Annotated in this window: 11 protein-coding genes and 1 pseudogene; 9 read left to right on the forward strand and 3 right to left on the reverse strand. The window is 68.8% G+C overall.

Going from position 1 to position 15,879, the window contains the following annotated elements:
• The first annotated feature begins 268 nt into the window (after positions 1-268).
• The 3 genes from QM708_RS06565 to QM708_RS06575 are packed head-to-tail and all read left to right on the forward strand — an operon-like array spanning position 269 to position 4,745.
• Positions 269-1,009, forward strand: a complete 741-nt coding sequence (locus tag QM708_RS06565) for a TetR/AcrR family transcriptional regulator (protein WP_415105703.1) — start codon at positions 269-271, stop codon at positions 1,007-1,009.
• Entirely contained in the window at positions 1,009-2,742 is a 1,734-nt protein-coding gene (locus QM708_RS06570) for an ABC transporter ATP-binding protein (RefSeq protein ID WP_415105706.1), read from the forward strand. The genes QM708_RS06565 and QM708_RS06570 overlap by 1 nt, the downstream gene beginning before the upstream one ends.
• Positions 2,739-4,745 carry an ABC transporter ATP-binding protein gene (locus QM708_RS06575; RefSeq protein ID WP_415105708.1) on the forward strand — a complete coding sequence of 669 codons (2,007 nt, stop codon included), beginning with the start codon at positions 2,739-2,741 and terminating at the stop codon, positions 4,743-4,745. The genes QM708_RS06570 and QM708_RS06575 overlap by 4 nt, the downstream gene beginning before the upstream one ends.
• A gap of 52 nt (positions 4,746-4,797) precedes the next feature.
• Here the strand turns inward: QM708_RS06575 and QM708_RS06580 are convergent, their stop codons facing one another.
• Complete coding sequence (locus QM708_RS06580; protein WP_415105711.1) at positions 4,798-5,562, reverse strand: VIT family protein; 765 nt, start codon at positions 5,560-5,562, stop codon at positions 4,798-4,800.
• A gap of 193 nt (positions 5,563-5,755) precedes the next feature.
• Here QM708_RS06580 and QM708_RS06585 point away from each other — a divergent pair, with 193 nt between their 5' ends.
• Positions 5,756-7,168 carry an APC family permease gene (locus QM708_RS06585; RefSeq protein ID WP_415105713.1) on the forward strand — a complete coding sequence of 471 codons (1,413 nt, stop codon included), beginning with the start codon at positions 5,756-5,758 and terminating at the stop codon, positions 7,166-7,168.
• 93 nt (positions 7,169-7,261) lie between these two features.
• Here QM708_RS06585 and QM708_RS06590 read toward each other — a convergent pair whose 3' ends face one another.
• Entirely contained in the window at positions 7,262-7,588 is a 327-nt protein-coding gene (locus QM708_RS06590; RefSeq protein ID WP_415105716.1) for a BlaI/MecI/CopY family transcriptional regulator, read from the reverse strand.
• 82 nt (positions 7,589-7,670) lie between these two features.
• On the opposite strand from QM708_RS06590, the gene QM708_RS06595 reads away from it, so the two are divergent.
• The 4 genes and pseudogenes from QM708_RS06595 (at position 7,671) to QM708_RS06610 (ending at position 13,979) form a co-directional block, all read left to right on the forward strand.
• Entirely contained in the window at positions 7,671-9,167 is a 1,497-nt protein-coding gene (locus QM708_RS06595; protein WP_415105719.1) for a cytochrome ubiquinol oxidase subunit I, read from the forward strand.
• A gap of 14 nt (positions 9,168-9,181) precedes the next feature.
• Positions 9,182-10,241: pseudogene (cydB, locus tag QM708_RS06600) on the forward strand (cytochrome d ubiquinol oxidase subunit II).
• Between the two features lie 106 nt (positions 10,242-10,347).
• Positions 10,348-12,240 carry an ABC transporter ATP-binding protein/permease gene (locus tag QM708_RS06605; protein ID WP_415111328.1) on the forward strand — a complete coding sequence of 631 codons (1,893 nt, stop codon included), beginning with the start codon at positions 10,348-10,350 and terminating at the stop codon, positions 12,238-12,240.
• Entirely contained in the window at positions 12,237-13,979 is a 1,743-nt protein-coding gene (locus QM708_RS06610; protein WP_415105722.1) for an amino acid ABC transporter ATP-binding/permease protein, read from the forward strand. Before QM708_RS06605 ends, QM708_RS06610 begins: the two co-directional genes overlap by 4 nt.
• A 421-nt stretch (positions 13,980-14,400) precedes the next feature.
• Here the strand turns inward: QM708_RS06610 and QM708_RS06615 are convergent, their stop codons facing one another.
• Positions 14,401-15,192, reverse strand: coding sequence for a helix-turn-helix domain-containing protein (locus tag QM708_RS06615; protein ID WP_415105724.1), 792 nt, complete (start codon positions 15,190-15,192; stop codon positions 14,401-14,403).
• Positions 15,193-15,260: 68 nt separating this feature from the next.
• On the opposite strand from QM708_RS06615, the gene QM708_RS06620 reads away from it, so the two are divergent.
• Entirely contained in the window at positions 15,261-15,791 is a 531-nt protein-coding gene (locus QM708_RS06620) for a VOC family protein (protein WP_415105727.1), read from the forward strand.
• The last annotated feature ends 88 nt before the right edge of the window (positions 15,792-15,879 follow it).

Here is a 15,879-nt window from a genome sequence, read left to right on the forward strand (position 1 = left end):
CTCACCCACACCATGACCGTTCGGGCTAGGAAGTTGTCGTTCTCAGCGGGGGCGATCGAGGACTACGCCGTAAGGGCCAAGATGTGGTCGCTATGACGGGGGCCGGAGGGCCTCTTAACGACCACACCTTGGCCCTAGCCCGAATCGAGAGGCCGGCACCGCTCTGAAAACGACAATTTCCTAGCCCGATCGGTGGCGACCCCCGGGCATCGGGACCAAACCAGCCCACCCTTGTGAGTGAGCACTCACTCACCTAGTATTAGTCATCGTGACACGAGCTAAGCCACTACCTCTCGAACAGCGACGGCGGGCGCTGATCGAGGCGACCATCCCGCTGCTGCTGGAACACGGCGCCGACGTGTCGACGCGCCAGATCGCCGAAGCCGCCGGGGTGGCCGAGGGCACGATCTTCCGCGCCTTCGGTTCCAAGGACGATCTTCTACATGCCGCGGTCACCGACGCCCTCACCCATGACGGGCTGGGCGAAGCGCTCGCGGCGCTTCCGGCCGATGCCGACCTCGCCACCACCGTCACCGCGATCGCGGCGGCGCTGACCGAACGGGTGACCCGGATGCGCACCCTGGTCGGGCTGTTCCACAGCCGCGACTGGCACGCACCGCACCACACGGAGGCCTCGGACCCCACCAAGGATTCACACGGCCAGGCCCGGCCCGACCTCACCGATGCGCTTGCGGCAGCACACTCCGAGCATGGCGCCGACCACACCGAGGCCGACACCATAGTCGCCCCACACCACGATCCCGACGTGTCGGGACCGATGCGCTGCCCGCGCCCGGACCCTCGCTTGATCCATGAACGGATCTCGAACCAGGTCGCGCAGGCGCTCGCCCCGCACACGGCGCAGCTGCGCGCGACACCGCAGGAGGCGGCGTCCGTCGTCATCGCGCTCACCTTCGGCGCCCAGCACCCGATCGCGGGGCACCCTTCGTTCTCCTCTCCCGAAGCGCTGGCTGATCTGGCGCTTCACGGCCTACTCAAGGAGGCCTGATGCTTCTGTCGACCCTCAAGACCTATCTGGCGCCGTACAAGCTCAACATCACCCTGGTGGTGCTGCTGCAGCTGATCGCGACCGCGGCGTCGCTCTACCTGCCCACCCTGAACGCGCGCATCATCGACGAGGGGGTCGCCCAGGGCGACACCGGCGCGATCTGGAACCTCGGCGCGATCATGCTCGGCGTCACGCTGATGCAGATCTTCGGCCAGGTGTTCGCCATCTACTACGGCGCCCGCACCGCGATGGGCTTCGGGCGCGACCTGCGCGCGGCCATCTTCGACCGGGTACTCACCTTCAGCTCGCGCGAGGTGAACAAGTTCGGTGCGCCGAGCCTGATCACCCGCACCACGAACGACGTCCAGCAGGTGCAGATGCTGGTGATGATGACCACGTTCATGATCGTGCAGGCGCCGATCATGATGGTGGGCGGGGTATTCATGGCCTTGCGCGAAGACATCGGCCTGTCCTGGCTGATCGCCGTCGCCGTGGTGGTGATGGGCTCCATCATCGGCGCGATCCTGTTGCAGGCGCTGCCGCTGTTCAGGCAGATGCAGACCCGGGTCGATTCGCTCAACCGGGTGCTGCGCGAGCAGATCAGCGGCCTGCGGGTGATCCGCGCGTTCGTGCGCGAGCCGCACGAGGCGTCCCGGTTCAACACCGCCAACCATGAGCTGACCGACACCTCACTACGGGTCGGACGCCGGATGCTCACCTTCTTCCCGGTGGTGCAGTTCGTGATGAGCGCCTCCAGCGTGGGGGTGATGTGGTTCGGCGGCCTGCGCGTGGACGCCGGCGAGATGCAGATCGGGCAGCTGACCGCCTTCCTGCAGTACCTGATCCAGATCCTGATGAGCGTGATGATGTCGACGATGATGCTGATGATCGCGCCGCGCGCCCAGGTGTGTGCGGTGCGCATCCAAGAGGTGCTGCGCACCCGGGCGTCCGTGGTGCCGCCGGCCAACCCCGTCCGCGAGCTGACCGCCCGCGGCGAGGTGCGCTTCGAGAACGTCGCGTTCGCCTACCCCGGCGCCGAGGAACCCGTGCTGCACGACATCTCGTTCACCGTCTCCCCCGGCGAGACGATCGCGTTCATCGGCTCGACCGGGTCGGGCAAGACGACCCTGGTCAGCCTGATCCCGCGCCTGTTCGACGCCACCCAGGGACGGGTGCTGGTCGACGGCGTCGACGTCCGCGAACTCGATCCGGAACTGCTGTGGAGCTCGATCGGCCTGGTGCCGCAGAAGCCCTACCTGTTCAGCGGCACCATCGCGTCCAATCTGCGCTACGGCAACCCGGACGCCACCGACGAGGATCTGTGGCACGCCCTCGAGGTCGCCCAGGCCCGCGACTTCGTCGAAGCCATGCCCGCCCAGCTGGAGGCGCCGATCGCCCAGGGCGGCACCAACGTGTCCGGCGGCCAGCGCCAGCGGCTGTCGATCGCCCGCGCCCTGGTCGCCCAACCGGACGTGTATGTGTTCGACGACAGCTTCTCCGCCCTCGATGTCGCCACGGACGCCCGCCTGCGGGCCGCGCTGGCCACCGAGACCGAGAACGCGGCCGTCGTCATCGTCGGCCAGCGCGTCGCGACCATCGCGGGTGCGGACAAGATCGTCGTCCTCGACGCCGGGCGCATCGAGGCGGTGGGCACGCACGACGAACTGCTGGCCATCAGCCCGACGTACGCCGAGATCGTCGAGTCCCAGTTCAAGGTGGAGGAGGCCGCATGAGCGCCGCAGAACAACCCGCCCCCGAAGACAAGATCACCGAGGCACCCGAGCGCCCCAAGCACGGGCCCAAGACGATCGGGCACGGCCCGATGTCGCAGGCGCCGAACGAGAAGGCGATCAGCTTCGTCCCGTCGCTGAAGCGGCTGCTCGGCACGCTGCGCCCCGAACTGACCCTGATCTGGTTCGTCGTCGCGCTCACCGTGGTGTCGGTGGTGTTCAACGTCGTCAACCCGAAGATCCTCGGCGAGATGACCAACCTGCTGTTCGCGGGCCTGCTCGGCAAGCACCTGGGCGACGTGATGCCCGCCGGCACCACCCTGGACCAGGCGATCACCGCCCTGCGCGCCAGCGGCGAGGACACCTTCGCCGACATGCTCTCGGCCATGCACGTGGTGCCCGGCCAGGGCGTCGACTGGGACGCCGTGGGTCGCGTCGGCCTGCTGGCCCTCGGCCTGGCCGTGGTCGGCGCGCTGCTGATGTGGGGTGCGGGCTGGCTGCTCAACGAGATCGTGCAACGCTCGGTATACCGGATGCGCCAGCAGGTGCAGGCCAAGCTGGACCGGCTGCCGCTGTCCTACTTCGACCGCCAGCCGCGCGGCGAACTGCTCAGCCGGGTCACCAACGACATCGACAACATCGCCCAGTCGCTGCAGCAGACCCTGTCGCAGCTGTTGTCGAACCTGCTCACGCTGGTCGGCGTCCTGTTCATGATGTTCTGGGTGTCGCCGATCCTGGCCGTCATCGCGATCATCGCGGTGCCGCTGTCGCTGGCCGCCGCCACCTTCATCGGCGGCAAGGCCCAAAGCCGGTTCGCCACCATGTGGGAGTCGACCGGCGAACTGAACGCCCAGATCGAGGAGGCCTACACCGGCCACGCCCTGGTCAAGGTGTTCAACCGCTCCCGCGAGGTCGAGGCCGAGTTCGCCCACACCAACGACCGGCTCTACACCTCGGCGTTCGGGGCCCAGTTCATCTCGGGCTTGATGATGCCGGTGATGTTCTTCATCGGGAACCTGTCGTATGTGGCCGTCGCCGTCGTCGGCGGGCTGCGGGTGGCGTCGGGGCAGATGAGCCTGGGCGATGTGCAGGCGTTCATCCAGTACTCGCGGATGTTCACCCAGCCGATCACCCAGGTCGCCTCGATGGCGAACCTGCTGCAGTCGGGCGTGGCCTCGGCCGAGCGGGTGTTCCAGGTGCTGGACGCCGACGAGCAGGTTCCGGACGCCGCGGGCACCCTGCCCGAGCCGGTGGTGGGCACGGTGGCGTTCGAGGACGTCTCGTTCTCCTACTCCCCCGACAAGCCGCTGATCGAGAACCTGTCGTTCGAGGCCCGTCCGGGTTCGACGGTCGCGATCGTCGGCCCGACCGGCGCCGGCAAGACGACCCTGGTCAACCTGCTGATGCGCTTCTACGAGCTCGACGGCGGCCGGATCACCCTCGACGGGGTCGACATCGCGTCCGTGCCGCGCGCCGGCCTGCGCTCGCAGATGGGCATGGTGCTGCAGGACACCTGGCTGTTCGGCGGCACGATCCGCGACAACATCGCCTACGGACGCCCCGGCGCCACCGAGGAAGAGATCATCACCGCCGCGCGCGCCACCTACGTGGACCGCTTCGTGCACGCCCTGCCCGAGGGCTACGACACCGTGATCGACGAGGAGGGCTCGAACGTGTCGGCCGGCGAGAAGCAGCTGATCACCATCGCGCGGGCGTTCCTGTCCGATCCGGCGGTGCTGATCCTGGATGAGGCCACCTCGAGCGTCGACACCCGCACCGAGTTGCTGCTGCAGCGCGCGATGACCGCGCTGCGCGCCGACCGGACGTCCTTCGTGATCGCGCACCGGCTCTCCACCATCCGCGACGCCGACGTGATCTTGGTGATGGAGTCCGGCAGCATCGTTGAACAGGGCAACCACGAGCAGCTGCTCGCCGCCCAGGGAGCCTACTGGCGGCTCTACCAGTCCCAGTTCGCCGGCGCCGCCGACGACCTGGACGCCGCCTGACCCCTCGCGCACGGCCGGCACCGGCGTCCGCCCAGGGTGACTCACGCGCACTTCAGCCGATCTGGGTGCCGACCAGGGTGCCGACGGCGAAGGTGATCGTCATCGCCAGGACGCCGCCGGCGATATTGCGGACGATCGCCCGCGCCACCGGGGCGTCGCCCGCGCGGGCACTCAGGTATCCGGTCAGGAACAGCGCCGCCACCACCGCGATCCCGGTCACCGGCACCCGCACCCCGGACGGAGCGAGCACCATGGCGAGCAACGGAATCAAGGCGCCGACGGCGAAGGAGAGCAGCGAGGAGACCGCGGCCTGCCACGGCGAGGTGAGCTCGTCCGGGTCGAGGCGGAGTTCGAGTTCGGCGTGCGCACCCAGAGCATCGTGCCGGGTGAGCTCGACGGCCGCCTCGTGCGCGGTCGCCTCCGACAAACCCCTCCCCCGCAACAGGTGGGCGAGCTGACCGAGCTCGGCCTCCGGCATCGCACGCAGATCGGACGCCTTGCGCGCCAGCAGCGCACGCTCGGAGTCGCGCTGGGCCGACACCGAGACGTACTCACCGGCCGCCATCGACAGCGCACCCGCCACCAGGCCGGCGATCCCGGCCGCGGCCAGGGCGAACGAATCCGTCGTCGCGCCCGCGACCCCCATCACCAGACCCGCGGTCGAGATGATGCCGTCGTTCGCGCCGAGCACCGCAGCCCGCAGACGGTTGAGCATCGACGCATGCGCGCCCGCGTCATGCACATCCGGGGCGGGGGCAGCCGGTGCGCGGAGGCCGTCCGCAGCACCCACCGCGGTCGAGTCGACGAGATCGGTCATGCCTCGAGAATGCTCCTTCAAATCCCGTCTGACAAGCAAGGATAGCCTCGCCTGGCGGTCCGGAAGCCACCCCGGGGCACTGGCCGTCCGTGTTACAGCACGACAACAGCAGCGGGATTTCGCTGTACAGGCCCGCGGAGGTGAGGGACGCTATGGGGCGGCACCCGCCATCGACCCCAGGAGGCGAATCCGCATGTCCGACGCGACATCCCACTCCGAAGATCAGCACGAACTCAAGCGTGTGATGGGACCAGGCCTGCTGTTGCTGTTCATCATCGGCGACATCCTCGGCACCGGCATCTACGCCCTCACCGGCACCGTCGCCAAGGAGGTGGGCGGAGCGGTCTGGCTGCCGTTCCTGCTCGCCTTCACGGTCGCGGTGATGACCGCCTTCGCCTACCTGGAACTGGTCACCAAGTATCCGCACGCGGGCGGGGCTGCGGTGTATACGAACAAGGCGTTCAAGATCGGCTTCTTGACGTTCATGGTCGCGTTCACCGTGATGGCCTCGGGCATCACGTCGGCGGCGACCGCGTCCCGTGCCTTCGCCGAGAACTTCATGAAGGGCTTCGGGCTCGGCGACAACGGCGTCCTGGTCACGCTGCTCGCTCTCGGCTTCATCGCGCTCGTCACCGCGGTCAACCTGTGGGGTGTGGGCGAGTCGGTGAAGGCCAACATCGTGCTCACTTTGATCGAACTGTCCGGCCTGCTCATCGTGATCGCGGTCGGCTTCATCGCGATGAGCAACGGCCGCGCCGACTTCAGCCGGACGATGGTCTTCGAAACCCCCGGTGACAAGAGCGTCTTCCTCGCCGTGTCGGCCGCCACCTCGGTGGCGTTCTTCGCGATGGTCGGCTTCGAGGACTCGGTCAACATGGCCGAGGAGACCAAGGATCCCTCCCGCATCTTCCCCAAGATCATGCTGACCGGCCTGGGCATCACCGGCGTCATCTACGTGCTGGTCTCGCTGACCGCGGTCGCGATCGTGCCGGTCGGCGAACTCACCAAGACCGGCGCCACCCCGCTGCTCACGGTCGTCCAGATGGGCGCGCCCGGGCTGCCGTTCGCGGCGATCTTCCCGTTCATCTCGATGTTCGCGGTCGCCAATACCGCGCTGATCAACATGCTGATGGCCTCGCGGCTGCTCTACGGCATGGCCCGCCAGGACATCCTGCCGCCCGCCTTCGGCAAGGTGCTGGCGGTGCGCCGGACGCCGTGGTTCTCGATCCTGTTCACCTCTGCGCTCGCGGCGCTGCTGATCCTGTTCGTGGGCCAGGTCTCCCAGCTCGGCGGCACGACCGCGCTGCTGCTGCTCGCGGTGTTCACCCTAACCAATGTGGCCGTCCTGGTGCTGCGCAAGGACAAGGTGGAGCACGAGCACTTCCGCACACCCACCTGGATCCCGATCGTGGCCGGGGTGTGCACCTTCTACCTGGTCGGGCCGTGGACGGGGCGTCCGATGGAACAGTTCGGCATCGCCCTGGTGCTGATCGGGATCGGCGCCGTGCTGGGCGTGGTCACCTTCCTGATCAACCGGCAGATCCGGCACCGCCGCACCGCGGTCACCCACGAGGAATACCTGGACTCCCCAGGCCCCCGGAACTGATCGCATTCCGGACGCCGTGGGTCCCACGGCGTCCGCCGGCCAGGGCACACCATCACGACGCGCGGACCACGTGGGGCGGGCGTGGGCGTCCGGTCAGCTGGCCGAGGACGCCTCGCCGGCCGCGACCCTGCGCAGCACCTCGGCGCGATCCTCGGCCGACAGGCCAGCCAGGGACTCGTTGACGGTCTCGACATGCAGGTCGAGACGCGAGCGGGCGGGGCGGTACAGCCAGGCGCGGCCGTCGAGTGAACGGTCGACGATCCCCTTCTTCGCGAGGCGGTCGAGGACGGTCATGACGGTGGTGTAGGCGATCGAACGACTGCTGACGAGTTCCTCGTGCACGTCACGCACGGACGTGGGCGCCTGGGCGGCCCACAGGACGTCCATGACCGCGTGTTCGAGGTCTCCGAGGATGGGCATGAGGTCATCTTAGTCACAGACTCGGCCCACTACGACAGCAAGTAGTACTTTCTGTACGTCGCCGCGTAGTAGATTGCCCGCCATGAGTGAGGTAGCTCTTGCGCGATGGCAGTTCGGGATCACGACTGTCTACCATTATTTCTTCGTTCCGGTCACCATCGCCCTGTCGATGCTGGTCGCCATCATCCAGACCCGGTGGTACCGCACCGGCGAAGACAAGTACCTGCGGCTGACCAAGTTCTTCGGCAAGCTCTTCCTGATCAACTTCGCGATGGGCGTGGTCACCGGCATCGTCCAGGAGTTCCAGTTCGGGATGAACTGGTCGGAGTACTCCCGCTTCGTCGGTGACATCTTCGGCGCACCGCTCGCGCTCGAGGCGCTGCTGGCCTTCTTCCTGGAGTCCACCTTCCTCGGCCTGTGGATCTTCGGCTGGGACAAGCTGCCCAAGAAGGTCCACCTGTCCACCATCTGGCTGGCGTCCATCGGCACCATGCTGAGCGCGGTCTTCATCCTGGCCGCCAACTCGTTCATGCAGAACCCGGTCGGCGCCACCTACAACCCACTCACCGACCGGGCCGAGATGACCGACTTCCTCGCCCTGCTCACCAACCCGGTCTTCCTGGTCACCTTCCCCCACGTCATCGCCGGGGCCTGGCTCACCGGCGGCGGATTCCTGCTCGCGGTGTCCGGCTGGCACCTGGCCCGGCTCAACAAGGCCGATCGCACCGAGCAAGAAGACCAGGACGCCGGCGCCTACCGCTGGTCGGCCAAGCTCGGTGCCTGGGTGCTGCTCATCGCCGGCGCGGCCGTCGTGATCAGCGGCGATTTCCAGGGCAAGGTCATGTACCAGGTGCAGCCGATGAAGATGGCCGCCGCCGAGGCGCTCTACCACACCGAGGGCGGCAACGGTGAAATGGCCGAGTTCTCCCTGGTCACGATCGGCTCCCTCGACGGCACCAAGGAGATCTGGTCGATCAAGGTGCCCGGCGTCCTCGGCATGCTCGCCATGGGCGACCCGTACGCCGAAGTACCCGGCATCACCGAACTGCAGGACGCCTACCGCCAGGGCGCCCAGCTCAGCGAGGACAATGCGCTCCAGAAGGCCTACGCCGAGAAGCTGCGCACCGTCGGCATCAACGACTACACCCCCTTCGTACCGGCCAGCTACTGGACCTTCCGCGCCATGATGACGCTCGGCTTCATCGGCATCGCGATCGGCGCCTACTCGCTGTGGGTGCTACGCAAGGGGCGTTTGCCGAAGTCAGGACTGGTGTGGAGCACGCTGATGGGGGCCGCCTTCCTCGCCCCGCTGTTCGGCAACAGTTTCGGCTGGATCTTCACCGAAGTCGGACGCCAACCGTGGATCGTCGCCGGCGTGCTGCCCACCGCGTCCGCCGTGTCACCAGGGGTGAGCGCGGGCGAAGTGCTCGCCACGATGATCCTCTACACGCTGATCTACGGCGCCCTGGCCGTCCTCGAAGTCGGACTGATGCTGAAATACATCCGGCTGGGCCTGCCCGCCGAAGTCCCGCCCGTCGAAATCAAGGGTGAGGACGACGTCCTCTCCTTCGCGTACTGAACAGGAGTGGACTGATGCTTCCTTTGGCCGTCGAACCCACCACCCTGCAGATCGTCTGGTTCTGCCTCATCGCCGTCCTGTGGACCGGCTACCTCATCCTCGAAGGCTTCGACTACGGCGTCGCCATGCTCATCCCCTTCCTCGGCAAGACCGAGAAGGAACGCCGCGTCATCGTCAACACCGTCGGACCGCTGTGGGACGGCAACGAGGTCTGGCTGCTCACCGCCGGCGGTGCGACCTTCGCGGCGTTCCCCGGCTGGTACGCCACCTTGTTCTCGGGGCTCTACCTGCCGCTGTTCCTGATCCTGTTCGGGCTGATCATCCGCGGCGTCTCCTTCGAATACCGCGCCAAGCACCCAGACGCCCGCTGGCGCACCGCCTTCGACCAGATGGCGGTCACCGGCTCGTTCATCGTCACCCTCGTGTTCGGTGTCGGCTTCGCCAACTTCATCATCGGCCTGCCGGTGGCGCTCGCCGAAGGCAGCAACCACCTGCACGTCTTCACCGGCGGCTTCTGGAGCCTGTTCAGCCCGTTCGCCCTGCTCGGCGGTGTGGTGCTGGTGGTGCTGTTCCTGTTCCACGGCGCCAACTTCCTCGCGCTCAAGACCAAGGGCGTCGTGCATGACCGCGCCGTCGCCTTCGGCGCCAAGATCGGCCTGCTGGCCATCGCGGGCGGCGCGATCTACCTGGTCTGGGCCAACCTCGCCTACGGCTACGGCGCGCTCGGCTGGGTGCTCGCCCTGGTCGCCGCGGTCGGACTGATCGCCAGCTGGCTCTCGGTGCGGGCCGGACGCGACGGCTGGGCGTTCGTCACCACCACGCTCACCATCCTGTTCGTCGCGGTGTGGATCTTCATCCGGATGTGGCCCAACCTCGGCTTCGACAACTCCGGCTCGACCGTTCCGCTCGACCGGGTGACCGCGGCGTCCACCGAACTGACCCTGAGCATCATGACCGGCGCCGCCGTCGTGTTCGTGCCGATCGTGCTGGCCTACCAGGCCTGGTTCGATCTGGGTGTTCCGCAAGCGGATCAGCACCAAGAACATCCCCGACGACGTCCCGGCGGTCGCGTAGCCTGGACCGGATGGCTGAGACAAAGCGGACGGCGCGGCGCGGTCCACTCGACCCGCGCCTGGTCCGGCGGGCCGCCGCCACCCGGCGCTACCTGGCCACAGGCGTCCTGATCGGGATCATCACCGCCGTGCTCACCGTCGCGCAGGCGTGGGTGCTGTCGCGGGCGATCACCGCCGTGTTCGACGCGGCGCCCGGATTCGAATACCTCACCCACACCCCGGGCAGCGGGCAGTGGCCCGACCTGGTCTGGCCGGTCGCGCTGCTGGCTGCGATCTTCGGCGGCAAAGCCCTGCTGGCCTGGACCAATACGCTGCTCGCGCAGCGCGCCGCGGCGTCCGTCAAATCACAACTGCGCCGCGACGTCGTCGCCGCCCGCCTCGCCCGTCCCCTCGACGAACGCGCCTCCACCGCCGGACTCGTCACCCTCGTCACCGTCGGCCTGGACGCCCTGGACGGGTTCTACGCCAAATACCTGCCGCAACTGCTGCTCGCCGTCACCGTGCCCGTCATCGTCGGCGGCGCCATTCTCACCGCCGACGTCACCTCGGCGATCATCGTCGCCCTCACCGTCCCGCTGATCCCCGTCTTCATGGCGCTCGTCGGCTGGGCCACCGAAGCCCGCACCCAAAAACGCTGGGCCATGCAGCAACGCCTCGCCCGGCACTTCGCCGACCTGGTCACCGGCCTGCCCACCCTGCAGGTGTTCGGACGCGCCCGCGCCCAATCCATCGGGCTCCGCAAGACCGAGGACGCCCACCGCCGGCAAACCACCGACACCCTGCGGATCTCGTTCCTGTCCGCGCTCGTGCTCGAGTTGCTGGCCACCTTGTCGGTGGCCGTCGTCGCCGTCACCGTCGGATTCCGCGTTGTGCACCACGACCTCGACCTCGCCACCGCCCTGTTCGTGCTCATCCTCGCGCCCGAGGTGTACCTGCCCGTCCGCCAAGTCGGAGTGCACTACCACGACGCCGCCGACGGCATGGCGGCCGCGGACGAGGCGTTCGCATTGATCGATGCCGCTGGTACGTCCGGAGGTGGGCTGGGGGTCGCGCTTGTCGCTGTCGCTTCTCGTTCCCACGGGGCGGCCGGCTCCTCGGTTTTCTCGCGTTCCGCTGTCGGGCCGCCCCATGGGAACGAGGGGCTTCGTAGTGCGCCTGCGCGCGACCCCCAGCCCACCTCCTCCCCTGATGCCGATCAACCTTCCGCCTCGGGTGGTGGAGGCGAGGGAGTTCGCGGCAGAGGCATCCTTCGCCAGGAGAGCACAGTTTCGGAAGTGGCGGGCTCGTCCGTGACTGGAGCTCTGGTCACCTCGCCCACCATCGCCGAGGGCGGCGACGCTCAGGCCGGGCGCTTCCCCGGCCGCAGCCCTTCGCCTGGTTCTTCCTCTCATTCCGCCGGCCCGCTCGTGCGGGTTGCCGGGGTCGGGCATGTGTATCCCGGGGGCACTCGGCCCGCGGTGTCCGGGGTTTCCTTCGAGGTCGGGGGCGGCGAGTTCGTCGCGCTGACCGGGCCGTCGGGGGGCGGCAAGACCACCGTGCTCAACGCGCTGATCGGGTTCCTGGTGCCCACCTCCGGGGCAGTGACCGTTCCTCCGCGGGGGGCCATCGCTTACGTCGGGCAGAACCCGGGCATGATCGCCGGAACCATCGCCGACAACGTGCGCCTGGGTGATCCCTCGGCATCCGATGCCGCCGTCGCAGAAGCACTCGCGCGCGCGGGGGCGTCCGGCATGGATGCCTCACGCTCGGTCGGGGACGACGGCGAAGGGCTGTCCGCGGGCGAACGGCGCCGGGTCGCGACCGCGCGAGCGCTCGTCCGGATCGACGCCGGCGCGCAGTTGTTGTTGCTCGACGAGCCCACCGCCGGGCTCGATGCGGACGCCGAGGCCACCCTGTTGCGCAGCCTGCGCGCGACCGGCGTCGCCGCCGTCGTCGTGTCGCATCGCCCCGCCGTGCTCGCCGAGGCCGACCGGATCGTCACGATCGGCGGTGCCCCGTGACCAGTCCGCTGGCTCTGCTTCGCCGTCTTGTCTCCTCCACTCCACGCGGGTGGGCGCGGTTGGTACTCGCCGTCGCGCTCGCGTTCGGGGCGTCCGGGGCATCGGTCGCACTGATGGGCGTGTCGGGGTGGCTGCTGTCGCGGGCGGCCGAGCATCCGCCGGTGATGTACCTGACGGCCGCGGCGGTCGGCGTCCGCGCGTTCGGGATCGGGCGGGGCGCGTTCCGCTACCTCGAACGGCTCGTCGGGCACGACATCGGGCTGCGCGTGCAATCCGCGCTGCGGCTGGAGACCTACGACAAACTCGCCCGCACCACCCTGCTCGGACGCCGCCGCGGCGACCTGCTCACCCGGGTCGTCGCGGACGTCGAAGCCGTGCTCGATCTGGTGGTGCGGGTGCTGCTGCCGTTCGCGTCCGGGCTGTTCGTGCTGCTGGTCGCAACGCTGATTCTCGGGGCGTTCTCGTGGCCGGCCGCGCTCGCGATCCTCGGCACCGCGCTCGTCGCCGGGGTGCTCGCACCCTGGCTGGCCTCGCGGCTGTCGGCGCGGCAGGACGCGGCGGCCATTCCCTTGCGCGGTGCCCTCGCCGACATCACCCACGAGATCAGCCGGACCGCACCCGACCTGGTCGCTTACGGCGCCGACGCCGCCGCGCTCGGCCGGCTCGCGTCCGCCGATGCCGCGCTGCGCGAGGCCGACGACCGTGCCGCCTGGACCCGCGGCCTCGCCACCGCCCTCCAAGTCGTGGCGGCGGGCGTCGCGGTGCTGGCCGGGCTCATCCTGGGCGCGGACGCCGTCCGCGCCGGAGTGCTGGAGCGCCCGATGCTGGCCGTCCTCGCGCTCACCCCCTTGGCGTTGCACGAGGTGTTCGCCGACTTCACCAAATCGGCCCAGACCTGCACCCGCGCCCGCGCCGCCCTCGCCCGGGTCGCCGAAGTCCTCACCGCGGAGCCGGTCGGCACCGGCGACCGCGACGAACCCTTTGCACCCACCGCCGGCGCCAACGACTCCGGGCCTGATGCCGGATCGGTCTCGCCTCGGATCGGGGCCGCAGGGTCGCCGCCCGGTCCCCCTGCGCCGCACGAGTCACGGTTCGTGGGGTCGGACAGGCTGGGTCGTACCGGAGGTGGACCGGTTCGCGAGGGCAGCGGTCCTGCCCCTGGTCCGAGGCTGACGGTGCGGGATCTCACTCTCGGCTGGCCAGGTGCGACACCGCTGCTCTCGGGGTTGTCCTTCAGCATCGGAGCCGGGGAACGGGTCGCGGTCGTCGGACCGTCCGGGGTGGGCAAGACCACGCTCGCGGCGACCGTGCTCGGGCTCATTCCGCCGGTCGCGGGCCGCGTTGAGGCGTCCAGGCGGATCGGGTACCTCGCCCAGGATGCCCACGTGTTCACCACGACGCTCGCCGAGAACGTGAAGATCGGCAACAAGCACGCCACCGATGACGAGGTCGTGGCGGCGCTGGCGCGCGTGCGGCTGAACGAGGATCCCGCTCGACTGGTCGGCGAATTGGGCGCGACCCTGTCGGGCGGCGAACAGCGCCGGCTGGCGCTCGCCCGGCTGGTGGTCGGCGACTACGGGATTCTCGTGCTCGACGAACCCAGCGAGCACCTCGATCCCGAGACCGCGACCGCCCTACTCGACGACGTCTGGGCCTCGTCCACCGAGCACGCGGTGCTGGTGATCACCCACGACCCCGACGTGATCGCCCGCTGCGACCGCGTGATCACCCTGGGTTGAGCGCCATGAACGCCCCGCAGGCAAACTCCGCGGGCTCGCCTGCGGGGGATCCCGCTGGGGTGAGCGCCAGGAACGCGCACGCTTCACCACCACGACGATGTCCGTGCGATCAATGCAAAGTCGTGGCGCGTCTACTCACCACAGCTCTCCATTGACGCCCGAGTTTCAGGTGGGGATCGTCTTCACCGGACGGTTTCGCCCCAGCCCGCCCGGTCATACTCACCTCCCGGCTCCAACCCGCCTGCCTGGTTGTCTTCGCCGCCCGGTTCCCGCGCATCCGCCCGGTTTCCTCCCCGGGCGAACGTGACGAAACCGGGCGGCGCGGCGGGCGAATGCGCTTAACCCGGGCGAAGGTGACGACGCCGGGCGGCGCGGTGGGGCTACTTCTCCAAAACAGCGTTCCTGATGACCCTCATAACAGTCACTCCGCGCGGGCAACGCCGTCGCGGTAGGAGCTCGGGGTGAAGCCGAGCACGCGCCGGAAGTCGGAGGTCAGATGGGCGTGATCGGCGTAGCCGAGATCGGCGGCGACCGCAGCGATCGACACCGAAGGATCCTCGCGAAGACGCTGCGCGGCCTCCTGAAGCCGGTATCTGCGGATGATCGCCAACGGCGGAAGCCCGACGAATCGCCGGGCGATCCGTTGCACGCCACGCACCGAGACACCGAGGCCACGAGCGACGTCCTCGACCTGGGTGATGGTGCGATCGCCGGCAATCAGGTCCTCCATCGCGTTGGCGAGCAGGCCTGCCTCGCCAGCAGGGGCGAGGCGCTCGGCAGCCCAGCGCACGAACACCTCCACGACCGCCCGATCGTCGGCGTCCGCATCGCCCATCGCGGCGGCGACTGTACGTGCGAGTTCGGGGGCATCGAACTCGGCCTCGGCGTCGCGGAGGCGAGCAGGATCAGGGCACAGTGCGGCGATCCCCGCCGGGCGCAGGAGTGCACCGACGGCCCAGCCGGTGCCGCGCAGGTCGCGATGCGACGCCCGCGTCGTCGGGCCGGCGAGGGTCACTCCCGCGGACTCGACCACCAGATTGGAGGCGGGAAACGGCAGCAGTCGCTGCCGCGAGACCTGGCCGGGAGCGAGATTCCAGCGCGGAATCCAGAACCAGCGCACCAGTCCATCCAGCTCAGCCGGGGCCGGATGGCGACGGAAGGACGGCAGCCGTTCCGGGAAGAGGACACCGCGCGGATCGGACGTATCAACCATCGCGTCCTCCCTCGCAGTTGTCGCGAATCTTCAAGCCAGCCCGCGATCATGTTCCCTACTGTCGGCCCATGAACGAACGTGAGAATCCCCATCTGGGCGTGACCGGCGAACACACCACCGACGGCGTGCCGCACGGGTCGACCAGTCTGACGCCGTTCCTGGCGATCGAGGGTGCCCGCGAGGCGCTCGAATTCTACCGATCCGTCTTCGGCGCCCGGGTGGTCGACGTGACCGAATTCGGCAGCGTCATCGCCCACGCCGAACTCGACTTCGGCAACGGCCGGCTTCAAATCGGCGAACCGAGCCCCGCCTACAGCATGGTTCCGGGCCCGGCCGGCGAGAAAGACTGTTACTCGATCGGCCTGTACTGCCCCGATGTCGACGCGGTCGTCGCCCGCGCGACCGACGCCAGCGCCACCATCCGCGAACCCGCTAGCACCTTCGTGTCCGGCGACCGTTTCGCCTCGATCCGTGATCCGTTCGGCGTGCGCTGGTCGATCATGTCGCGCGTTGAGGACCTCTCCGAAGAGGAGAGCGCCCGCCGAGTCGCCGCCTGGGCCGCCGAGCAAGCCGCGCCGAGCGACGGTGAGGTCAGCTGACCTCGCCTCACTGAGCCCTCTCCGGGCCATGCGCAGTAAATCGCTTCACTCGAATTCACGCACCGCCCAAAAACACCAGTCTCACTGA

Origin of the sequence: Propioniciclava sp., from assembly GCF_047602245.1 — a bacterium.
Taxonomy (GTDB): domain Bacteria; phylum Actinomycetota; class Actinomycetes; order Propionibacteriales; family Propionibacteriaceae; genus Propioniciclava.